The 19,851-nt window shown below is 65.0% G+C and carries 24 protein-coding genes; 15 read left to right on the top strand and 9 right to left on the bottom strand.

Annotated elements, in window-relative coordinates; all coding sequences use genetic code 11:
• Positions 1–24 precede the first annotated feature (24 nt).
• The gene (locus EOD73_RS10855; RefSeq protein ID WP_127683035.1) at positions 25–960 is read left to right on the top strand and encodes a porin; all 936 of its coding nucleotides are present in this window, start codon (positions 25–27) and stop codon (positions 958–960) included.
• 96 nt (positions 961–1,056) lie between these two features.
• Here EOD73_RS10855 and ruvB read toward each other — a convergent pair whose 3' ends face one another.
• From ruvB to EOD73_RS10835, 4 genes are read right to left on the bottom strand one after another with little or no spacing between them, the layout of a single operon-like run.
• A complete protein-coding gene (gene ruvB / locus EOD73_RS10850) occupies positions 1,057–2,112 on the bottom strand; it encodes a Holliday junction branch migration DNA helicase RuvB (protein WP_127683034.1) in 1,056 nt (351 codons plus the stop codon).
• A gap of 5 nt (positions 2,113–2,117) precedes the next feature.
• Positions 2,118–2,687, bottom strand: coding sequence for a Holliday junction branch migration protein RuvA (gene ruvA / locus EOD73_RS10845; RefSeq protein ID WP_127683033.1), 570 nt, complete (start codon positions 2,685–2,687; stop codon positions 2,118–2,120).
• Entirely contained in the window at positions 2,684–3,340 is a 657-nt protein-coding gene (locus EOD73_RS10840; RefSeq protein WP_127683032.1) for a response regulator, read from the bottom strand. Before EOD73_RS10840 ends, ruvA begins: the two co-directional genes overlap by 4 nt.
• Positions 3,341–3,370: 30 nt before the next feature.
• Complete coding sequence (locus tag EOD73_RS10835; RefSeq protein WP_127683031.1) at positions 3,371–4,768, bottom strand: sensor histidine kinase; 1,398 nt, start codon at positions 4,766–4,768, stop codon at positions 3,371–3,373.
• 61 nt (positions 4,769–4,829) lie between these two features.
• Between EOD73_RS10835 and EOD73_RS10830 the strand changes: the two genes are divergently transcribed.
• Positions 4,830–5,801: a PhoH family protein gene (locus EOD73_RS10830; protein WP_127683030.1), complete on the top strand. Its 972-nt coding sequence runs from the start codon at positions 4,830–4,832 to the stop codon at positions 5,799–5,801.
• Entirely contained in the window at positions 5,798–6,253 is a 456-nt protein-coding gene (gene ybeY / locus EOD73_RS10825; RefSeq protein WP_127683029.1) for an rRNA maturation RNase YbeY, read from the top strand. The genes EOD73_RS10830 and ybeY overlap by 4 nt, the downstream gene beginning before the upstream one ends.
• Positions 6,254–6,261: 8 nt before the next feature.
• Here the strand turns inward: ybeY and EOD73_RS10820 are convergent, their stop codons facing one another.
• Positions 6,262–7,284: a magnesium transporter CorA family protein gene (locus EOD73_RS10820; protein WP_127683028.1), complete on the bottom strand. Its 1,023-nt coding sequence runs from the start codon at positions 7,282–7,284 to the stop codon at positions 6,262–6,264.
• A 4-nt stretch (positions 7,285–7,288) separates the two neighbouring features.
• The gene (hemB, locus tag EOD73_RS10815; protein ID WP_127683027.1) at positions 7,289–8,293 is read right to left on the bottom strand and encodes a porphobilinogen synthase; all 1,005 of its coding nucleotides are present in this window, start codon (positions 8,291–8,293) and stop codon (positions 7,289–7,291) included.
• 240 nt (positions 8,294–8,533) lie between these two features.
• On the opposite strand from hemB, the gene EOD73_RS10810 reads away from it, so the two are divergent.
• Genes EOD73_RS10810 through EOD73_RS10785 form a run of 6 tightly spaced genes read left to right on the top strand, consistent with a single transcriptional unit; the run spans position 8,534 to position 12,489 of the window.
• Positions 8,534–8,962 carry a CopD family protein gene (locus EOD73_RS10810; RefSeq protein ID WP_127683026.1) on the top strand — a complete coding sequence of 143 codons (429 nt, stop codon included), beginning with the start codon at positions 8,534–8,536 and terminating at the stop codon, positions 8,960–8,962.
• A 47-nt stretch (positions 8,963–9,009) separates the two neighbouring features.
• Positions 9,010–10,053 carry a VanZ family protein gene (locus tag EOD73_RS10805; RefSeq protein ID WP_310733060.1) on the top strand — a complete coding sequence of 348 codons (1,044 nt, stop codon included), beginning with the start codon at positions 9,010–9,012 and terminating at the stop codon, positions 10,051–10,053.
• A gap of 27 nt (positions 10,054–10,080) precedes the next feature.
• A complete protein-coding gene (locus tag EOD73_RS10800; protein ID WP_127683024.1) occupies positions 10,081–10,407 on the top strand; it encodes a (2Fe-2S) ferredoxin domain-containing protein in 327 nt (108 codons plus the stop codon).
• A gap of 50 nt (positions 10,408–10,457) precedes the next feature.
• Entirely contained in the window at positions 10,458–11,042 is a 585-nt protein-coding gene (locus tag EOD73_RS10795; protein WP_375137441.1) for an alpha/beta hydrolase, read from the top strand.
• Between the two features lie 8 nt (positions 11,043–11,050).
• A complete protein-coding gene (locus EOD73_RS10790; protein WP_127683022.1) occupies positions 11,051–12,202 on the top strand; it encodes a D-alanyl-D-alanine carboxypeptidase family protein in 1,152 nt (383 codons plus the stop codon).
• Between the two features lie 20 nt (positions 12,203–12,222).
• Positions 12,223–12,489: a DUF493 family protein gene (locus EOD73_RS10785; RefSeq protein WP_127683021.1), complete on the top strand. Its 267-nt coding sequence runs from the start codon at positions 12,223–12,225 to the stop codon at positions 12,487–12,489.
• Here EOD73_RS10785 and EOD73_RS18055 read toward each other — a convergent pair.
• Positions 12,473–12,808, bottom strand: coding sequence for a tetratricopeptide repeat protein (locus tag EOD73_RS18055; RefSeq protein WP_502515907.1), 336 nt, complete (start codon positions 12,806–12,808; stop codon positions 12,473–12,475). The genes EOD73_RS10785 and EOD73_RS18055 overlap by 17 nt on opposite strands.
• A gap of 253 nt (positions 12,809–13,061) precedes the next feature.
• Here EOD73_RS18055 and lipB point away from each other — a divergent pair, with 253 nt between their 5' ends.
• Both lipB and lipA read left to right on the top strand, forming a co-directional pair.
• Positions 13,062–13,724, top strand: coding sequence for a lipoyl(octanoyl) transferase LipB (gene lipB / locus EOD73_RS10775; protein ID WP_127683019.1), 663 nt, complete (start codon positions 13,062–13,064; stop codon positions 13,722–13,724).
• Between the two features lie 4 nt (positions 13,725–13,728).
• A complete protein-coding gene (gene lipA, locus EOD73_RS10770; RefSeq protein ID WP_127683018.1) occupies positions 13,729–14,685 on the top strand; it encodes a lipoyl synthase in 957 nt (318 codons plus the stop codon).
• Here lipA and EOD73_RS10765 read toward each other — a convergent pair.
• On the bottom strand, positions 14,682–15,191 hold the full coding sequence (locus tag EOD73_RS10765; protein WP_127683017.1) for a TlpA family protein disulfide reductase: 510 nt from the start codon (positions 15,189–15,191) through the stop codon (positions 14,682–14,684). The genes lipA and EOD73_RS10765 overlap by 4 nt on opposite strands.
• A 25-nt stretch (positions 15,192–15,216) precedes the next feature.
• Positions 15,217–16,347 carry an ATP-binding protein gene (locus tag EOD73_RS10760; protein ID WP_127683016.1) on the bottom strand — a complete coding sequence of 377 codons (1,131 nt, stop codon included), beginning with the start codon at positions 16,345–16,347 and terminating at the stop codon, positions 15,217–15,219.
• Between the two features lie 86 nt (positions 16,348–16,433).
• Between EOD73_RS10760 and EOD73_RS10755 the strand changes: the two genes are divergently transcribed.
• From EOD73_RS10755 to ptsP, 4 genes are all read left to right on the top strand, one after another.
• Positions 16,434–16,946, top strand: coding sequence for a hypothetical protein (locus EOD73_RS10755; RefSeq protein WP_127683015.1), 513 nt, complete (start codon positions 16,434–16,436; stop codon positions 16,944–16,946).
• Positions 16,943–17,356 (top strand): PTS sugar transporter subunit IIA, encoded by a 414-nt coding sequence (locus tag EOD73_RS10750; RefSeq protein ID WP_127683014.1) that lies wholly within the window; start codon positions 16,943–16,945, stop codon positions 17,354–17,356. Before EOD73_RS10755 ends, EOD73_RS10750 begins: the two co-directional genes overlap by 4 nt.
• Positions 17,357–17,365: 9 nt before the next feature.
• Complete coding sequence (locus EOD73_RS10745) at positions 17,366–17,635, top strand: HPr family phosphocarrier protein (protein ID WP_127683013.1); 270 nt, start codon at positions 17,366–17,368, stop codon at positions 17,633–17,635.
• Between the two features lie 112 nt (positions 17,636–17,747).
• On the top strand, positions 17,748–19,505 hold the full coding sequence (ptsP, locus tag EOD73_RS10740) for a phosphoenolpyruvate--protein phosphotransferase (protein ID WP_127683012.1): 1,758 nt from the start codon (positions 17,748–17,750) through the stop codon (positions 19,503–19,505).
• Positions 19,506–19,851 lie beyond the last annotated feature (346 nt).

Here is a 19,851-nt window from a genome sequence, read left to right as displayed (position 1 = left end):
GAAACCCAATTCAAAAGGCCAACGATGAAGAAATTCACTCTGTCCGCCCTCGCCCTGGTTGCTGCTGCTGTCGCTGCGCCGGCGTTCGCCCAAAGCTCGGTCACCCTGTACGGCCGCCTGAACACCACCGTCGAATCCCAGAAGGACAACAACCTGGGTCGCAAGTGGGTCGTGGCCAACAACGCCTCGCGCATTGGCTTCAAGGGCCTGGAAGACATCGGTGGCGGCCTGAAGGCCAGCTTCAACCTCGAGCACGGCCTGAACTCGGACACCGGCGCTTCGACCGGCGGCACGACCTTCTGGGGTCGCGAGGCTTGGGTTCAGCTGGCCGGCAACTTCGGCGCCGTGCGCCTGGGCAGCTTCACGCCCGAGTCGTACTTCGCCACCGCTGACTACATCAGCATGCACAACCACGACACGGGCAGCTCGGAAGACGCGCTGTACGCGTTCGGTCCCTGGGTGAAGAACAACAAGGTGGGTTACTTCACCCCCACCTTCGGCGGCTTCAGCGCCAGCATGTCGACCTCGATGGGCGAAGGCACCGCCAAGCGCGCCTACGACTTCGCGGCCAACTACGACATGGGCCCCCTGCACCTGGGCGCCGGTCTGGCCGACCAGGGCAACAACAGCCAGTGGGCTGTGCGCGCACTGTACGAAATGGGCGCGTTCACCTTCGGCGCGTACTACAACCAGGCCAAGAACTACAGCGCCGGTGTGGCGCCGGTGTCGGGCAAGTACAAGGCCGCCCGCTTGGCCGCCATGTACACGATGGGCGCTTCGGAGTTCCACCTGAACGTCGCGCGCGCCAGCTACGGCGAGCAAATGACCTTGGGCTACAACTACAACCTGAGCAAGCGCACCAAGCTGTACGGTTACTACACCGACCGTGACCTGAACCGCGACCGTTCGAACGTCGGAGAGTTCTCGTCGCTGGCCTTCGGCGTCCGTCACAACTTCTGATCGGTCTCCGACCAGAATCCCAAAAGCGGCCTTCGGGCCGCTTTTGTTTTGGGGCTCCGCGGTTGAATCGCTCGGCCTGGCGGTGCCAGGCCTGCGTCAAGGGGCGGCGAACAGGTCCCCGTCGCGTTGGGGCGGCGTCAGGCCCAGGTGCCGATAAGTGGCGAGGGTTGCCAATCGGCCGCGGGGCGTGCGATGCAAGAAGCCTTGCTGAATCAAGTAAGGCTCGATCACGTCTTCGATCGTGTCGCTCGCCTCGCCAATCGCCGCTGCCAGGTTGTCCAGGCCCACGGGGCCGCCATCGAAGCGGTGCACCAAAGCGTCCAAGAGCTTGCGGTCCATCAAGTCGAAGCCCTTGGGGTCCACGTCCAGCAAGGCCAGGGCTTGGGATGCGGCGTCTTGCGTGATGCGCCCGTCGCCCTTGACCTCTGCCCAGTCGCGCACGCGACGGAGCAAGCGGTTGGCGATGCGCGGCGTGCCGCGGGCCCGGCGCGCCACTTCGAGCGCGCCTTCGTCGTCGATCGGCGCATTCAGCAGTTGGGCGGAGCGGCGCACGATGCGCTGCAGTTCATCGGCGCTGTAGAACTCCAGACGCGCCGTGATGCCAAACCGGTCGCGCAAGGGGTTGGTCAACATGCCGGCGCGCGTGGTGGCACCCACCAAGGTGAAGGGCTGCAGGTCCAACTTGATGGAGCGGGCCGCCGGGCCTTCGCCGATCAAGATGTCGATCTGGAAGTCTTCCAGCGCCGGGTACAGGATCTCTTCCACCACCGGCGACAGTCGATGGATTTCGTCGATGAAGAGAACGTCGTTGCGCTCAAGGCTGGTCAAGATGGCGGCCAGGTCGCGCGGCTTTTCCAGCACGGGCCCCGAGGTTTGGTGCAGGCGCACGCCCAACTCGGTGGCGATGATGTGCGACAAGGTGGTCTTGCCCAGACCCGGAGGCCCGAAGAGCAGCACGTGGTCCAGCGATTCTTGCCGCTTCCGTGCCGCCCCCACGAAGATGTCGAGTTGTTCGCGCACCTTGGCCTGGCCGACATAGTCGTCCAAGCGCTTGGGGCGCAAGGCGCGCTCCAAGGCCTCTTCTTTGGGGGACGCGGGTGCGGCAGACACCAGGCGCGGCGCGCTGGCGAAATCGTCGGTCTGGATGGCCATGGGGCTCAGCGAGAAAGGGCCTTGAGGGCGAGCTTGATGCCCTCACTCACGCCAACGTCGGCGGCCAGGCCCTTCAAGGCGAGTTCGGCCTCGCGCTCGTTGTAACCCAGGGCCAGCAGGGCTTGCTGGATGTCGCCGCGCGCGTTGGGCGCGGCACTGGCGGGGGCCAGGGCGTCGCCCAACTTACCCTTGAGCTCCAGCAGCAATCGCTCGGCCGTTTTCTTGCCGATGCCCGGCACCTTGACCAGGCGCCCTGCCTCTTGCTGGGCCACCGCGGCGCCGAGTTCGGCCACGCTCAAGCCCGACAGCAACGACAGGGCCGTGCGGGGGCCAACCCCTGAGATCTTGATCAACTGGCGAAAGGCCTCGCGCTCGTCGTGGGCCAAGAATCCGAACAGGATCTGCGCGTCCTCGCGGACCACGAAGTGGGTCAGCAGGGTCACGGGCTCGCCCAAGGCGGGCAGCGCGCAAAAGGTGCTCATGGGCACGTCGACCTCGTAGCCCACCCCCTGCACGTCCAGCAGCACCTGGGGCGGCGATTTGCCCGCCACCCGGCCATGGAGCCGACCGATCATGAGCGACCGAACAGGCCCAGGCGCTGCGCTTCCAGGGCCGCCTCGGCGCGGGAGCTGACGTTGAGCTTGCGGTAGATCTGCTTCACGTAGTCGGCGATGGTGTGGCGCGACAGGCCCAGTTGCACGCCAATCTCGGGCAGGGTGAAGCCCTTGGCCACGCGCAGCAGCACCTCGCTTTCGCGCTCGGTCAGCTGAACATCCGGCATCAGGGACTGCGGCGGCGCGCGTCGGGCCTGTTGCGCGAAGTAGGCGATCACCTTGCGCGCGATGGAGGGGGACAAGGGGGGCTCGCCTTGGCTGATGCGCTGCAGTTGGTCGACGAACAGCTCGCGCGCCTGCTCCTTCAGCACGTAACCGAAGGCGCCGGCTTGCAGCGCTGGGAACAGGTGCTCGTCGTCGTCGTGGATGGTGACGATGACCGATTGCGCCTCCGGTTGCTGATCGCGAAGCGCCTCCACCACCGTCACGCCGGAGCCGTCGGGCAAGCCCAGGTCGATCAAGGCCAAGTCGAAGCGCTGGCGCGGGATCACGGCCAGAGCGTCTTGCACGCGGGCGCACTCGGTCACCTGGGCCTGGGCGAACACCTGGTGCACCAACTGACGCAACCATGCGCGGATCTCGCCCAGGTCTTCGAGCAACAGGATGTGATTCATGGAGCCTCCGCCAAACGCTGGCAGCAATGTCTACAAAGGAATGGTCAGGCGGATGACGGTGCCCCAGCCTGCCCCGGACTCGACCAAGCACTGGCCCTGCATCTGCTTGGCGCGGGACTTCATGCTGGCCATGCCATGGCCGCGGTCCAGTCGCCCATCGGCCACCGGAATGCCGCGCCCATTGTCCTGGATGATGATCTGGAAAAAACCATCACCGACCGTGCAACGCACCACGCATCGGCTGGCTTCGCTGTGTTTGATGGTGTTGGAGATCGCTTCTCGCAAGATGCGGGTGGTTTGCACATAGGTGCGCGCAGGCAGCGTGTGCACCACGTCGTCCTCCAGGGGCAGCCAATCGGCCTCCACGTTGGCCTGACCCAAGCGCATCACCACCTCGGCGCGCCAGTCGCCGATCGCGTCCATCAAGAACACCGGCTTGCCTGTCAGGCCGCGTACGGACAGACGCATTTCTTCAAGGGCTTCACGCGCCAGCGTGGAAATGCGTTCGCTTTCGCTGGTGTGCACGATGGTCAACAGCTTGGCGCCCAGGTCGTCGTGCAGGTCGCTGGCGATGCGCTTGCGCTCGCGTTCGGTCACTTGATCGAGGCGCTGCTCGGCCTGCTGCTGGTGGAAGCGCTCGGCCTCCGCCAGGCGTTCTTGCATGCGGTGTTCCAACTGAACCAGTTGTCGCTCGAGTTGGTGCCGTGCGCCGGCGTACGTCAGCAAGAGCGACACCCCTTGAAGGATCATCAGCAGTGCAGTCAAGCTGGGCCAACTGGGCACCTCGTGCCACACGCGTTGCAGGGTGTGCAGGGTCACGCTGATCAGCAGCAAGGCCGGCAGGCCCACCGTTCGGGCGTGGTGCCACCAAGCGGCGGCGCCCTGGCCCAGCGGGCTGCGTCGCATCCACAGCAGCCAGCCTGCGACAGCCGTCAACTCGGCGGCCAGCACCAACCAGGGCGCCAGGCGCACGGCGTCGCCGGAGAGGCCCATCAAGGCCACCAACGGCAGCGCCAGGGCCTGGGCGGGCAAAAGCACGTCGATTCCCGGGTGTTGCAATCCCGATTCGCGCAGCCCCAGCAGGGCGACCGCGCCGCCAATGGCGCTCATCAAGGCGATTTCGTAGGCCAGCCAATGGGCAGGGCGGATCCAGGCGCCGCCCACGTTCAGCACCATCAGGTACCAAGTGAGCATGGCCAACGCCAAGAGCACGAGCCGGCGCTCCCATCGGTGCAAGAGCGCCAGCAGGGCCAAGGCCAGCGCCAAGCCCGGCAGCAGGGTGGTGACCGCGTTCGCCAGGCCATCTTGGACGGCGCCCCATCCTGCGCTCAGCGACTGGGCTTGCGCCGCGCCGCAGCCGGTCAAGGCCCCCAGCGCGGCAGCGGCGTGGCGCTGGACACGTGCAGGGGCAAGGTGGGGAAAGGGCATGGCCGGGGATTGTGCAGGAGGGGGCGAGAATGGCCGACCGGCCTGACGACCCCGAGCCCCCGTGATCCTGACGCACCAATTCGACGAAATCGACAACCGACAACTGGCCCACGTGTGCGGCGAACTGGACGCGCACCTGAGTGCCGTTGCGAGCCGATTGGGCGTGCGCGTGTTGCGGCGCGGCGAGCAGTTCCGCATCGAAGGCCCCGCAGCCCAAGCCCGCCGCGCGGCGGCGGCCTTGGACCAACTGCGGGCCTTGGCCTCGCAGCCCATCGCCGCGCAGGCGGTGGAGCTCATCTTGGTGCAAGCGGCGGCGGGCCTGGACCTGCCGCAAGGTGGGCCAGCGGCCGCCCTCGCAGAGCTCAAACTGCACACACGTCGCCACGACTTGGCCGCTCGCACTACGAACCAGCAGCGCTACCTGCAGCAAATCTTGTCCCACGACCTGACCTTGGGTGTGGGACCGGCCGGCACGGGCAAGACCTACTTGGCGGTGGCCTGTGCGGTTGACGCGCTGGAGCGGCACCAGGTGCAACGCATCGTCCTGACCCGGCCGGCGGTGGAGGCAGGCGAGCGCTTGGGCTTCTTGCCCGGCGACTTGGCGCAAAAGGTCGATCCTTACCTGCGGCCGCTCTTCGACGCCCTGTTCGACCTGATGGGCTTTGACAAGGTGGCCAAGGCCCAGGAGAAGGGCTTGTTGGAGGTGGCGCCCCTGGCTTTCATGCGCGGGCGGACCCTGAACCATGCTTTTGTCATCTTGGACGAGGCGCAGAACACGACCCCCGAGCAGATGAAGATGTTCCTGACCCGCATCGGCTTTGGCAGCCGCGCCGTGGTCACCGGGGACACGAGCCAAATCGACTTGCCCCGCGGTGCCACCAGTGGTTTGGTCGATGCCTTGCAAGTGTTGGATGGTGTGGAGGGCGTCGCCACCACGCGCTTCACCCGCGCCGACGTGGTTCGCCATCCCCTGGTGGGGCGCATCGTCGAGGCCTACGACCGCCGTGCGGCCGCGACGGGAGGTCGCCAGTGACATCGCGCGCCAAACCCAGCTTGAGCCTGTCGCTGCAGTTCGCCGATGCGCGCCATCGGGCGCAATTGCCCCGGCACAAGGTGGCCCGGTGGATTCGGCAGGCTTTGGATTGCGACGGAGAGATCACCGTGCGCGTGGTCGGCGCCGAGGAGGGCCGGGAATTGAACCGGAGCTACCGCGCCAAGGACTACGCCACCAACGTGTTGACCTTCGACTACAGCGACGCTCCCGTGGTGGTGGCCGATTTGGTGCTGTGTGCCGAGGTGGTTGAGCGCGAGGCCGCCGAACAAGGCAAAGACCTCCAAGCCCATTACGCGCACTTGCTGGTCCATGGGACCTTGCATGCGCAAGGGTGGGACCACGAGGACCCCGTCGAGGCCGAGGCCATGGAGGCCCGCGAAACCGCCTTGCTGCGCGACCTGGGTTTTGCCGATCCCTACCTGGACGCCTAGCAGTCCGCTCAGCCGCGGGAGCTGATGTAGCGCTTGCGGCGGAACACCCAGGCCAAGCCCAGGGCCACGGCCCCCATCAGGCCCAGCGCCACCCAGATGCCTGTGGCGCTGTGGATCAAGGGCAGGGAGTCGAAGTTCATGCCGAAGATGCCCGTGATCAGGTTCAGCGGCAGGAACACGGCGGTCAGGGCCGTCAAGACCCGCATGATGTTGTTCGTGCGGTGGCCCAGCGCGGCGTAATGCATCTGCACTGCGCTCTCGGTGGTGGCCCCCAGGCGGTGGGCGTGGCCCAGCACGCGCTCGATGTGCTCGATGACGTCGCGGGCCCGCACGCGAAGGCTGTCGCGTTCGGCCTGCGACTCGGTGCTGGGCCATTCGGCCAAGGCATCGAGCCACTCTTGCACGGCCGCGCGCTGGTCTTCGCACAAGTCTTCCAATTTGTGCAGGCTGCTGCGCGCCACGAGCAGGCGAGGCCAGTCTTCAAAGGGGCGGTGGGTGTCCAGCAACGCCTGCTGCAGGTCGCCGTGGTGGCGCGTGAGCAGGCGGCGCAGCTCCAGGTAGCTGTCCACCATGTGGTTCAGCATGCGCAGCATCAACTCGTCGGGGTTGGCTGGCAAGCGGTGCTGCCCCTCTTGGCTGGACACCAGGGTCGGCAGGCGTTGCGTGAAGTGCTCTCGCACCGGGCAGTCGTTGGGGTGAACGCTCAAGACCACGCGGGGGTACACGGCGAAGCCCACGGCCTGCGTGTCCAACCGGTCCACGTCGGCATGGGCCCCCAAGCGACGCAACACCAACAGGTCGTAAGCCTGTGTGTAGTCGAAGTGCGAGGGCAGGTCCTCGTTCAGCAGGTCGCTGACGTGGAGCTCCAACAGAGGGGCGCCACTCCAGTGGGCCAGTCGGGCCTGGATCTCGGCGAAATGGTCCCGCAGCTCCTGCCGCGCCACCGCCAGCCACACGAAACCCTGGGGCGGCAGGTCCAGCGGCAAAGCCGCCAGGGGTTCGATGCGGTCGTGGAGGTGCCAGGCCTGCATGGGCTCAGGCGCCCCGGAGCAGGCGCGCGGCCTCCAGGGCGTGGTAGGTCAGGATGGCGTCGGCGCCGGCGCGCTTGAAGCCCAACAGCGTCTCCATCATCACCGCGTCGTGGTCCAGCCATCCCTGGGCGGCGGCGGCCTTGAGCATCGCGTACTCGCCGCTGACTTGGTAGGCGAAGGTGGGGCGCTTGAAGGCTTGTTTCACCCGGTACACGATGTCCAGGTACGCCACCCCTGGCTTGACCATCACCATGTCGGCGCCTTCGGCGATGTCCATGGCGACCTCGTGCAAGGCCTCGTCGCCGTTGCCCGGGTCCATTTGGTAGGTCTTCTTGTCGGCCTTGCCCAGGTTGGTGGCCGATCCCACGGCATCGCGAAACGGCCCGTAGTAGGCGCTGGCGTACTTGGCGCTGTACGCCAGGATCCGGGTGTGAATCTGCCCCGCTGCTTCGAGGGCCTGACGGATCGCGCCGATGCGACCGTCCATCATGTCGCTCGGGGCAACGACGTCGACCCCAGCTTCGGCTTGGACGACCGCCTGCTGGGCGAGGATGCCCACCGTCTCGTCGTTCAAGATGCGGCCTTGCGCATCGATCACCCCGTCTTGGCCGTGCGAGGTGTAGGGGTCGAGGGCGACGTCGGTGATCAGCGCCAGATCCGGCAATGCCGACTTCAGGGCGCGCACCACGCGAGGCACCAAGCCGTCCGGGTTGAGGGCCTCGCGTCCTTCGGGGTCCTTCCGATCGGCTTGGATCACGGGGAACAAGGCCAGGGCCCGGATGCCCAGGCGGTGGGCCTCTTCGGCTTGGGGCAACAGACGGTCCAAACTGACGCGGGCCACGCCGGGCATCGACGGCACCGGGTCGGTCAAGCCTTGCCCCTCTTGAACGAAAACGGGGAGGATCAGGTCGTGCGCGTGCAGGCGGTGCTCGCGCACCAAGTCGCGCGTGGCGCTGTCACGGCGCAAGCGGCGCGGCCGACCGGCGGGGAACGGGGCGAACAAAGTCATCCAAGGCACCCAAAGGCTGTCAATAAATTCGCGTCAAGGCTTGCCAGGTCGCGGGGGCCCGGGCTAGACTGGACGCCGAATGGTAGCCGCGAGGCCTCCATTCCCTGCTTTTCCTCCCTGAGCAGGAGCCTTGTGTGATGACAGCATCAAGGCTTTCCGCCCCGGCCCCTGGCCGGGGCATTTTTTTGTGTGCCGCACGCGGACGGGTGGGCGGCACGGCTCGCCTCCCATAATTCGGCCATGCTCTGGCTCAAAGCCTTCCACATCGTGTTCGTGGCCGCGTGGTTCGCTGGCCTGTTCTACCTGCCGCGGCTCTTCGTCAACCTGGCGATGGTCCCGGCGAGCAGCCACGCCGAGCGAGAGCGCCTGCTGGTGATGGCGCGCAAGCTCTACCGTTTCAGCAGCCTGTTGATGGTGCCCGCGCTGGTGCTGGGCATTGCGATGCTGGCGCAGAACTGGCAGGGCTACTTGCACGGGGTGGCTTGGATGTGGGCCAAGCTCTTGCTGGTGGTCGCGGTGGTGGGCTACCACCACGCTTGCGGGCGCTTGCTGGCCAGTTTTGAGCGGTTGGCCAACCGCCGCAGTCACCGCTGGTTCCGGGTGTTCAACGAGGTGTCGGTGCTGATGTTCGCTGCCATCGTGGTCTTGGTGGTGGTCCGCCCGTTTTGACCGCCACCGCCCGCTCCAGTTCCCTGTGGCTTTGGGTCGGCTACGGGGTGCTGGTGACCTACGCCAGCTTGTACCCCTTTGCGCCGTGGTCCTGGCCGGGGGCGCTCCCCGTTAGGGGCCTTTTTGAATTGCCCTGGCCTCACTACTGGGGGCGCTTGGACATCTGGGCCAACGCGGTGGGGTACGTGCCCTTGGGCTTCTTGGGGGGGGTCGTCGCTTGGCGGCATGGGCGGGGCGCTGGGTGGGCGACCTTCTGGGGCGGAGTCATGCCTTCGCTATTGGCCTACACCCTCGAGGTGCTGCAGCATTTCCTGCCCAATCGCGTGCCTTCCTTGGCCGATTGGGCCCTGAACAGTGTCGGCGCCTGGCTTGGCGTTGGGATGGCGGGTGCCCTGATTGCGAGTGGACACTTGCGACGGGCCACGCAATGGCGAGAGCGGTGGTTTCATCCCCACGCCGCTGGCGCATTGGCCTTGCTGGCGTGTTGGCCCTTGGGCTTGTTGTTCCCGGCGCCGGTGCCGCTGGCCCAAGGCCAATTCCTGCCTGAAGCCTACGGCGCGTTGCGCGCAGCGGTGGAGGCCAGCGCCTGGGCGCAATGGCCCGAATGGCCGCAGTTGCGCAGTTCAGGGTTGCTGGACTTCAGTGCGACCGCCTTGGGCTTGATGGCCCCTTGCAGCTTGGTGTTGGCCTCGGCGCGTGGGGGCTGGCACCGAGGCCTGCTGATCGTGGGCGCCCTCTTGGTGGGCGTGGGCGTGAGCAGTTTGGCGGCGGCGCTGGGCTTCGGTCCCGACAAGGCTTGGAGTTGGACCACGCCGCAGACCGTGCCCGCCCTGGCGGTTGCGACCGGGATGGCCTTGACGCTGGCATGGCTGCCGGGCCGGTGGAACGCGGTGCTGGCGCTCGTCTGGCTGACCTTGCTGCTGGCCGTGGCCAATTTGCTGCCCAACGACCCTTACTTGGATGCCAGCCATGACGCTTGGCTGGGCGGCACCCAGATTCGCCTCTATGGCCTGTTGCAATGGATCGGGCGTCTTTGGCCCGTGTTGGCCTTGGCCTGGTTGGTTGCCAGTTTGGCGCGGCGGGAAACTTAAAATCACGGGTTTGGGAGCCCGCGCGACATGAGCTACTACGAGCGCCACATCTTTTTTTGCTTGAACGAGCGCGCCCCGGGTGAGGCGAGTTGTTCTCAGCACGGCGCCGAGGCCGCGTTCGCCCATTGCAAGCAGCGCGTGAAGGCGGAAGGATTGGCCGGCCCCGGTGGCGTTCGGGTGAACCGCGCAGGCTGTTTGGATCGGTGCGCGGGCGGCCCTGTCGCCGTCGTGTACCCCGAGGCCGTTTGGTACACCTTTGTCGATGCCAGCGATATCGATGAGATCGTCTCGTCGCACTTGAAGGGCGGCCAAGTGGTGGATCGCTTGGTGCTGGCGCCCGAGGTGGGGCGTTGAACGCTGGAACGCGTCGCCTGAGTTGGGCAGGGCCCGCTGGGCCGCTCGAAGTGGCCATTGACGAGCCCGCCGGCCCGGCGCTCGGCATTGCCCTGGTGCTGCACCCGCTTCCCACCCATGGTGGCACGATGGACAACAAAGTGGTGCAGACCTTGGCTCGCGGTGCGGTCGCGCTGGGTTTGCGCGCCGTTCGGTTCAACTTTCGTGGGGTGGGGGCTTCGGCGGGCGCGTTCGACGGGGGCGCAGGCGAAACCGACGATGCGGCTTTCGTGGCCGAGCAGGTCCGGGACGCTCACCTGCCTTTTGCCTTGGCCGGCTTTTCCTTCGGAGCGTTCGTGGCGACGAAGTTGGCAGAGCGCTGTGCCCAACGGGGGAGTCCCGTCGATCACATGGCCTTGATCGGACTGGCGGCCAGTCGCTTCCCGGCCACCCAGGTGCCTGCCGACACCTTGGTTGTGCATGGCGAAGCCGACGATGTGGTGCCGCTCAGTGCCGTTCTTGATTGGGCGCGTCCCCAGGCGCTGCCGGTAACGGTGGTGCCCGGTGCAGGCCATTACTTTCACGGGCAGTTGCCGCTGCTCAAGTCCCTGTTGACCCGGGCCTGGGCCCCGGCGTTTGTTCTTCCTTCCTCTTGATGGCTCCCATGTTGTTTCGAATCTTGGCCGCTGGCCTGTTGTCCCTGTCCGCCTTTGCGGCCTGCGCTCAAGTGCCGCAGGCGCCTGAGATTGCGGCGCGCCAATACTTCTTGCTGGACGTGACAAGCCAGCAGGTGTTGGCCGAGCGCGATGCCGATGCGCGCGTGGACCCGGCGTCGCTGACCAAGCTCATGACGGCCTATGTGGTGTTCAACGCCCTCAAGGAGAAGCGTTTGACTTTGGAGCAGACGCTTCCTGTCAGCCAACGGGCTTGGGACCAGCGCAAAGGCGATCCGTCGCTGATGTTCATCGACACCACGATGACGCCCAAGGTGGAAGAACTGTTGCGCGGGATGATCGTGCAGTCGGGGAACGACGCGTCGGTGGCCTTGGCCGAGGGCGTTTCGGGCACGGTGGAGCAGTTCGTCGACTTGATGAACCGGCAGGCGCAAGCCTGGGGCCTGAAGAACACGCAGTTCAAGAACCCGACCGGCATGAGCGAACCGGGTCACTACAGCAGCGCGCGGGATCTGGCCCTCATTGCCACGCGCGTGATGCAAGACCACCCGACCTACTACGGGTACTACAAAGAGCGCGACTTCACCTACAACAAGATTCGCCAGGAGAACCGGAACATGCTCTTGGCCCGGGACCCCAGCGTCGACGGCATGAAGACGGGGTACACCGAAGCTGCGGGCTATTGCCTGGTGAGCAGCGCCCAGCGTGCCTTCCCGAATGGCAATCGCCGCCTGCTGAGCGTGGTCTTGGGCACGGCCAGCAAAGTGGCGCGGGCGAACGAAAGCCAGAAGCTGTTGAATTGGGGGTTCAGCGCCTGGGATGCTGTGCGCTTGTACGGCGAAGGCCAAGCGGCCACTGAGGTGCCGGTCTGGAAAGGCAAGGCCAAGACCGCCAAGTTGGGGGCGGCGCAGGCTTTGTTCGTGACGGTCCCGCGGGGCGAGGGGGCCAAGCTGCAGACGAAGGTCGAGCGGACCGACCCGCTGGTCGCGCCCCTGGCCAAAGGCCAACGCGTGGGCACCTTGAAGGTCTTGAGCGCTGCTGGGGCGCCCCTGGCGCAAGTGCCGCTGGTGGTGCAAGCTGAAGTGCCGGAAGCGGGCCTGTTTGGTCGACTTTGGGACGGTTTGCGCCTTTGGGTCAAGTGACCCTCGGCAAGGAGTTGGCCATGCGTCCAGAGGACAGCCTCATCGAGTACCCCTCACAGTTCCCCATCAAGGTGATGGGCGCGCACGTGGAGGGTTTTGTCGAAGCCATTGCGATCGTTGTGCGTCAGTTCGATCCTGGATTCGACGCGGCCACCATCGAACGCCGGCCGAGCAAGGCGGGCAACTACTTGGGGCTGACCGTCACGGTCACGGCCACGAGCCGGGAGCAACTCGACGAGCTGTATCGCACCTTGACCACGCACCCCATGGTCAAGGTGGTGCTGTAAGGCCTTCCTGGTCGAGTTGCCGGTCCAGCGCGTCGCGGCGCGCGGCTGCTGCCACATCGCCCAGTCGGGCGGCGCGGTCGTACCAAGCCCGGGCCAACCGAAGGTCCAGAGGAACGCCTTCGCCCTTCTCGTACATCGTCCCCAAGATGTATGGCGCGGCTTCGGAACCGCGGTCGCCCGCTTGGCGAAACCACTCTGCCGCTGCAGCCATGTCCACCGGCGTCCCGCGGCCCAGGTAATGGGCCAGTCCCACCGCCTCCATGGCGTCGGGGGAACCGTGCGCGGCGGCGCGTGCGTACCAATGCAAGGAACGCGTCAAGTCCCGCTGCGGGATGGGCAACTCGAACAGCTTCGCCAGTGACAACTGGGCGCCGAAGTGACCTCGCTCAGCCAGCGGCAGCAGGGCTCGGATTGCGTCCGCAAATCGTTGGCGCTCGACTGCCTGTTGAGCGCGAAGCAGCGCTGGGTCCGGTCGATCGGCCTGCGCCCTGGCCTCGCCTTGGCAGGCGATCACGGCCATTGCAATCAATGCCAACATTCCAGGGCGCATGCCCTCACCGTACCATTCTTCGATGATCGTGAAGCATCTTGGCGTGGTCGACTACGCCACCACGGCCGCGGCCATGCAAGCCTTCACGGGCGCGCGCACGGACGAAACGCCCGATGAGCTCTGGCTGTGCCAACACCCGGCGGTGTACACCCAAGGCCAAGCGGGCAAGTCAGAGCACGTGTTGGATGCGGGCGGCATCCCCATCGTCCAAAGCAACCGCGGAGGTCAGGTGACCTACCACGGCCCGGGCCAAGTGGTGGCGTACCCCTTGATCAACCTCAAGCGCTTGGACATCTACGTCAAGGAGTATGTGTTCCGCTTAGAAGCGGCTCTGATCCAAACGCTGGCGGCCTTCGACATCGTCGGCCACCGCGTGGTGGGGGCGCCTGGGATCTATGTGAGGCTGGCCGACCCGCGTGCCCATGGCAGTTGGATTGGCCCCGCACGCAATCCGTTTGAGGGCTTGGGCAAGGTGGCAGCCTTGGGCATCAAGGTCAGCCGGCACTGCAGTTACCACGGCCTGGCGCTGAACGTGTCGATGGACCTTTCGCCCTTCGAGCGCATCAACCCCTGTGGTTACCCCGGATTGCGCACGGTCGACCTCACTACACTGGGCGGCCCCGATGACTGGCGTGTCGTGTCCGACGTGCTGGAACAGCGCCTGGCGGCGCATTTGAGCCCCTGAGACCATGAGCAATCCCCCCGTCTACGACCCCACCCAGAAGCAAAAGGGCGATGCCAAGACCAAGCGCATCCCGATCAAGGTCGTGCCGGCGGAGGTGTTGAAGAAGCCCGACTGGATCCGCGTTAAAGCGGGTTCGCCGAACACGCGCTTCTACGAGATCAAACAGATTTTGCGAGAGCACAAGTTGCACACGGTCTGTGAGGAGGCCAGTTGCCCCAACATCGGTGAGTGCTTCGGCGGTGGCACGGCCACGTTCATGATCATGGGCGACAAGTGCACGCGCCGCTGCCCGTTTTGCGACGTGGGTCACGGCCGACCCGACCCGCTCGATCCTGACGAGCCCAAAAACCTCGCCAAGACCATCGGAGCGCTGAAGCTCAACTATGTCGTGATCACCAGCGTGGACCGCGATGACTTGAAGGACGGGGGCGCTCAGCACTTTGTGGATTGCATTCGCGAAACGCGAGAGGCTTCACCGTTGACCAAGATCGAGGTGCTGGTGCCGGACTTCCGCGGCCGAGACGACCGAGCGCTGGAGATCCTGAAGGCCGCGCCGCCCGACATCATGAACCACAACCTCGAGACGGTGCCTCGTCTTTACAAAGAGGCCCGTCCGGGATCGGACTACGCCTTCAGCCTGAATCTGTTGAAGAAGTTCAAGGCGGCCGTGCCAGGCGTGCCCACCAAGAGTGGCCTGATGGTGGGCTTGGGGGAAACCGACGAAGAAATCTTGGCCACGATGCGCGACATGCGCGCGCACGATGTCGACATGCTCACCATCGGCCAGTACCTTGCACCCAGCGGGCACCACCTGCCGGTGCGTCGCTATGTGCACCCGGACACTTTCAAGATGTTCGAACGTGAAGCGGCGGCCATGGGCTTCAGCCATGCCGCCGTTGGGGCCCTCGTGCGCTCGAGCTACCACGCCGACCGCCAAGCGGCCGACGCCGGCGCGATCTAGGCTTGGAGCAAGCGCTCGATGAGCGCGTGCAACTCGTCGAAGTTTGGTTCCCCGAGGATCTGTTTGACGATCTGGCCCTTCTTGTCGATCAAGAAGGTGGTGGGCGTCATGCGCACAGGCCCGAAAGCGTGGGCGATGGACCCGGTGTTGTCGATGGCCACGCCAAAGGGCAGCTTCCTGGTTTGCGCGAACTGGGCCACGTAGTCAGGTGGGTCGTACTGCATGGCCACGGCCAAGGTGCTGAATCCCGCCGCGGCATAGCGTTGGTGGGTGGCGACCAAGGCGGGCATTTCCTTGACGCAGGTGGTGCAACTCGTGGCCCAGAAGTTCACCAGCATGACCTTGCCGGCCCATGCCTTGGCACTGAGGTGGCGGCTTCCATCCAACAGGGTGTATTCCACCGCGGGGGCCATCGGCAAGGCTTGAGACCGCCATGCCCAAGCTCCCAGGCCCACAGCCCCGGCCGCTACGCCAAGGAACAAGGAGCGACGTTTCAACGCATTCATTCCCGAATTGTGGCCGGGGCGCCCTTCACAGGCGAAGGGTCAGGTCTTGGCTTTCGGCATTCAGGACGGCGCGCAACAGCAAGGGGAGGTCTTCGCTGAGGCGTTCGCGTTGGCAGCGCTGCATGCCAGGTGTGCGTCCAAAGGGCAATGCGGCCGAGTCCATCCCGAGCACTTCGATGAAGCACAAAGAGGGGGCTTCAGCCAGTACGTGCGTGCACCATTGGTCCAGATCAGGACTGCGCAAAGTGGCGTCGGTCAACACGACCTGGGGCAGCCCTTCAAGGCAATGCTGAAACGCTTCGTCGACTGTGGCCACAGCATCCAGCGTCCATCCCATGCGTTCCATCATGGGCGCCACTTCGGCTTGAAGGCCGGGGTCGGCACTGACCACCAAGGCATGCATTCCGGCGAAGGGCTGGGTGTTCAAGCCAGCATCGGACGGCGCGCGGCCAAAGTCGATCTGGGCCGCCAGATCATGGAGCTGGGGAACCGGGAAGTCGAGGGTGGCGACGCAAACGCCGGCGTCCTCTTCACGCCGAATTTCCAGTGCCAAGACGGCACCCAAGCGCTGCACCAGCTGCCACCGCAGGTCGTTCAGGTCCTGTCGGGGCGTTGGGCGGTCGAATTGGTCCAGGTCACGGAACGCAAATCGGCACTCCAAACGGGAGCGAACCGGCCAGGGCGTGAGCGCCAAGCTCAACTCGATCGAGCTGCGGGTGTGCCAAAGCGCCCAGTCGAGCAAGGCATGAAGCACGTTGTGCACGAGGGCCATGTCGGCCTCGGCATCGGCTGCTTGCAAGTTCGTGCGGAGCTGCAAGCCGCGCGCCAAGGCCTCGCGTCGGCGCTGCTCGGCCACATGGTGAACGGCCAAATGCAGAGCCACCTTGTCCTGGCCGGGTTGTACGCGGCCGCTTGCCAGGCGACCGATTTGACTTGCCAAGAGCACCGCCTCGCGGGCGCGACGCATGGGCTCGCGAACCGTGCTCAAGCGTGCGGCCGTGGTTGCGTCAACCGTTCTCAGAACCGTCTGAAGTCGATCCAACGCTTCCGTCAGGGGCTGTGCCGCTTCGGGTGCCAACTGGGTCAACAGTTGGGCCAGTTCGGCGCTCAACTCGTTGTTGGCAGTGGGAGGCGCGGGCGCTCGGTTAGGCGTCATGGATGCGATGGCAAGGCAGCCGTTGAGTTTCGGCGGGGGCTCAGAGGGCGTCCACCCCGGGAGCGAGGGGTTTTGATAATGGGGGCATGTATCAATTCGTTGCTCCCAGCCTGGGTTGGTTTGCATGCTGCCTGTTGGCGGTATCACTCACCGGCTGTACGCCGACCGACAACTGGCGAGACCTGTCCTGGGCGGATGGGCAAGTTGCTGCGCGCTTCCCATGCAAGCCAACTGTGTTCGAGCATGCGCAGGGCACTTTGGTGCAGTGCATCCACCGCGGAGTGAGTTACGCCCTGGCTTGGCAGCGGATGAGCCGCCCAGAAGACGCACGCAACAGCATGCGTGACGCGGTGGCGCGGTTCGAGCAGAGAACTGGCGCTGCTGCTGCCCGGATGCCCGGCAGGCTGCCCTTGGGCGCGTTGGAGTGGCCCGAGTCGGGACACTACGCGCTTTACAGCGCCAGTGAGGCCATCCACTTGCAGGTTTGGGTGCGCGGGCTCACCGTGTACCAAGCCACCGCTCTCGGCCCCGCTGACGCCAATGCTGTTGCAGAAGGCGTCGCGGAACTCTTCATCGCTGGTGTCAGGAGTACTCCATGACGACGGTTGGACCGCAGTCTGTGTTTTTCGCGCTGGTGGCCCATGCGCCCCTGGCTTCGTCATTGAGGTCGGTCGCTTTGCATGTTCACCCAGACTGTTCAGACGACCTGTTGGCGGTGGATGTCTTGCCCAACTGGTCGGCCGAGCAGGTGGTTGAGGCCCTAACGGCGGTGAGCGAGGCAGCATCTGGCCGGCCACTGCTGGTTTTGGTTGACGTCTTTGGCGCGACCCCGGCCAATGGTGCCGGCCGCTTCGTGGTTGGCAGGCCAGACGCCGCTGCTGTTGCTGGGGTGAACGTCCCGATGCTGTGGCGGGCGCTTGGCTATCGCCATCTGCCCTTGCGCGAGGTTGAGGCCTTGTGCATGCAGGGGGGGGCGATGGGCCTAAGGATCCTGGCGGCGGCAGATTAAGCTGCGTCCATGCGCAAGTCCACTTTGACCATCTCCAACAAGCTCGGGCTGCATGCGCGTGCCTCGGCCAAACTCACCAAATTGGCCGGCGGGTACGCTTGTGAGGTGCACCTGACGCGCAATGGCCGGCGGGTTAACGCCAAGAGCATCATGGGCGTGATGATGCTGGCTGCCGGCATGGGCTCTGCGGTGGAACTGGAAACCGATGGGGCAGACCAAGACGCAGCCCACGAGGCCATCACTGCCTTGGTGAATGACAAGTTCGGGGAAGGGGCGTGATCGATCGCGCTCAGTACCGATCCTAGGAATTGACTAAGGCTTGGCGAGGTGTGGGGCGGGCAATACTCGTGGCTCGTGCGTCGCCTTGGTTGGGTGTAGATGCGAGGTGAGTGTGAGCTTTCAAGTCTTTGGCATCGCGGTTTCTCAGGGCGTCGCCATCGGGCGAGCCGTTCTGGTGGGGGCGGGCCGTGTAGACGTCGCCCACTACTTTGTCGATCCGGTCCAAGTCGCCGCTGAGGTCCAGCGCTGTCAGTCGGCCTGTGCGCGGGTGGCGGACGAGTTGGTCACGCTGCGTGACGAGTTGCCCAGTGATGCGCCGCCTGAGCTGGCGGCCTTGTTGGACGTGCACTTGATGTTGGTGCGAGACGAGGCATTTGTCGGCGGGGCCATGCAGTGGATCGTCGAGCGCCGTTACAACGCTGAGTGGGCGTTGGCTGCCCAAATGGAGACCTTGGGCAGGCAATTCGACGACATGGAAGACGAGTACTTGCGGGAACGCAAGTCGGACTTGGAGCAGGTCGTCGAACGCATCTTGACGGCGCTCAACAGGGAGGCGCAGGGGGTCGATTTCGAAGCGGGCCACGCTGCCCCACGAGACTTCGCCGGAGACGATCCGCTACTGCTGGTGGCGGCCGACATCGCTCCGGCGGACTTGATCGGATTTCGGAAAGGCGTCTTTCAGGGTTTCATCACCGACATCGGTGGCCGCACCTCGCACACCGCCATCGTGGCGCGGAGCATGAACATCCCGGCCGTGGTCGGCGCGCGCGAGGCAAGCCGCCTCATCCGGCAAGACGACTGGGTGATCATCGACGGCGATGCTGGCATCGCCATCGTGGATCCTTCGCCGATCGTGTTGGATGAGTACCGTTTCCGTCAGCGTCAAGCTGACTTGGAACGCGAGCGTTTGAGCTTGTGGCGGCATCGTCCCGCCGTCACCTTGGACGGACAAGTCATCGAAATGCTGGCCAATATTGAACTGCCGGATGACGCAGAGGCGGCCGTGGCGAGCGGGGCGGAGGGGGTCGGACTGTTCCGTACCGAGTTCTTGTTCATGAACCGAGGTGGCAAGCTCCCCTCTGAAGAAGAGCAGTACCAAGCCTACAGGCGTGCCTTGGAGCACCTCCAGGGGCGTCCACTGACTATCAGGACGGTCGATGTGGGCGCGGACAAGCCGCTAGATCGCGCCGCGGATGCTCGGCACGACAACATCTTGAACCCTGCGCTCGGTTTGCGCGCCATCCGCTGGAGCTTGTCCGAACCTTTGATGTTGCGTCAGCAGCTTCGTGCCGTGCACCGGGCTGCGGCGCACGGTCCCGTCAAGCTCTTGATCCCCATGGTGGCGCACCTCCCTGAGTTGCTGGCCGTCAGAGCGGCCCTCGACCAGGTTCGCGCGCAATGGAGCATTGAACTAGACGGGCCGTGGCACCCTGTTGAGCTGGGCATCATGGTTGAAATCCCGGCCACAGCACTGATCTTGGAGCGCATGTTGCCGCACGTGGACTTTGTGTCGATCGGCACCAACGACCTGATTCAGTACACGCTGGCCATCGACCGAGCGGATGAATCGGTGGCGCATCTGTACGATCCTTGGCATCCTGCCGTGCTACACCTGATTGGTCGCGTCATTCAGCAAGCGCGGGCCGCTGGCAAGTCCGTCAGCGTGTGCGGGGAAATGGCCGGCGATCTGTCGTTCACGGAACTGTTGGTCGGATTGGGGCTGCGCAGCTTCAGCATGAATCCACCGCAGATCACTCGGGTGAAACAGCGGATCTTGAGGGCGGATGCGACGAAGTTGGCACAAGCGGCACTCGAAGTGCTGGGTAGCGACAACCCCCACGACAAGGCTCGCCAGCTAAGACTGCTGTGATGGGTTGCTATGCGGTCGGTTGCAAAGCCTTGATTTCAAAGCCCTTTCGCTCTGAGCGGGAGGGCTTTTGAACTTTTTTGCAGGAAGTGCTTGCAAAGTTCTTCGGGTATGTCCTATGATGGCGGGCTCCGCTGCTGATGAGCAGCTCGCTGAAGCGAGTGGCTGGCAGGTGGCGGAGGGCGAGACGGCCGGTGCTTTAGGGTGTTGGCTGGCCTTGACGAGAAAGAGAACGAGCTGCGAGCGGCGACTTCAAAAAATTTCTTCGAAAGGTGTTGACAGTCGCTTCAAAACGCTGCAATAATTCGCTTCTGCGCTGCTGACAACAGACAGCGCAACGCAAGAAAGT

Source organism: Inhella crocodyli (assembly GCF_004004565.1).
In the GTDB taxonomy this organism is placed as follows: domain Bacteria; phylum Pseudomonadota; class Gammaproteobacteria; order Burkholderiales; family Burkholderiaceae_C; genus Inhella; species Inhella crocodyli.
Note: the sequence above shows the minus strand (reverse complement) of the source record. Positions and strands in the feature narration are given on the sequence as shown.

What these genes read in the sequence shown, in the direction of transcription:
- lipA (WP_127683018.1), top strand. Translation starts at nt 13,729, where the DNA reads ATGAGCAATCCCCCCGTCTACGACCCCACCCAGAAGCAAAAGGGCGAT.
- EOD73_RS10790 (WP_127683022.1), top strand. Translation starts at nt 11,051, where the DNA reads ATGTTGTTTCGAATCTTGGCCGCTGGCCTGTTGTCCCTGTCCGCCTTT.
- EOD73_RS10750 (WP_127683014.1), top strand. Translation starts at nt 16,943, where the DNA reads ATGACGACGGTTGGACCGCAGTCTGTGTTTTTCGCGCTGGTGGCCCAT.
- EOD73_RS10810 (WP_127683026.1), top strand. Translation starts at nt 8,534, where the DNA reads ATGCTCTGGCTCAAAGCCTTCCACATCGTGTTCGTGGCCGCGTGGTTC.
- lipB (WP_127683019.1), top strand. Translation starts at nt 13,062, where the DNA reads ATGATCGTGAAGCATCTTGGCGTGGTCGACTACGCCACCACGGCCGCG.
- EOD73_RS10755 (WP_127683015.1), top strand. Translation starts at nt 16,434, where the DNA reads ATGTATCAATTCGTTGCTCCCAGCCTGGGTTGGTTTGCATGCTGCCTG.
- EOD73_RS10760 (WP_127683016.1), bottom strand. Translation starts at nt 16,347, where the DNA reads ATGACGCCTAACCGAGCGCCCGCGCCTCCCACTGCCAACAACGAGTTG.
- EOD73_RS10785 (WP_127683021.1), top strand. Translation starts at nt 12,223, where the DNA reads ATGCGTCCAGAGGACAGCCTCATCGAGTACCCCTCACAGTTCCCCATC.
- EOD73_RS10820 (WP_127683028.1), bottom strand. Translation starts at nt 7,284, where the DNA reads ATGCAGGCCTGGCACCTCCACGACCGCATCGAACCCCTGGCGGCTTTG.
- EOD73_RS10800 (WP_127683024.1), top strand. Translation starts at nt 10,081, where the DNA reads ATGAGCTACTACGAGCGCCACATCTTTTTTTGCTTGAACGAGCGCGCC.
- EOD73_RS10835 (WP_127683031.1), bottom strand. Translation starts at nt 4,768, where the DNA reads ATGCCCTTTCCCCACCTTGCCCCTGCACGTGTCCAGCGCCACGCCGCT.
- EOD73_RS10765 (WP_127683017.1), bottom strand. Translation starts at nt 15,191, where the DNA reads ATGAATGCGTTGAAACGTCGCTCCTTGTTCCTTGGCGTAGCGGCCGGG.
- EOD73_RS10840 (WP_127683032.1), bottom strand. Translation starts at nt 3,340, where the DNA reads ATGAATCACATCCTGTTGCTCGAAGACCTGGGCGAGATCCGCGCATGG.
- hemB (WP_127683027.1), bottom strand. Translation starts at nt 8,293, where the DNA reads ATGACTTTGTTCGCCCCGTTCCCCGCCGGTCGGCCGCGCCGCTTGCGC.
- EOD73_RS10855 (WP_127683035.1), top strand. Translation starts at nt 25, where the DNA reads ATGAAGAAATTCACTCTGTCCGCCCTCGCCCTGGTTGCTGCTGCTGTC.
- ruvB (WP_127683034.1), bottom strand. Translation starts at nt 2,112, where the DNA reads ATGGCCATCCAGACCGACGATTTCGCCAGCGCGCCGCGCCTGGTGTCT.
- EOD73_RS10745 (WP_127683013.1), top strand. Translation starts at nt 17,366, where the DNA reads ATGCGCAAGTCCACTTTGACCATCTCCAACAAGCTCGGGCTGCATGCG.
- ruvA (WP_127683033.1), bottom strand. Translation starts at nt 2,687, where the DNA reads ATGATCGGTCGGCTCCATGGCCGGGTGGCGGGCAAATCGCCGCCCCAG.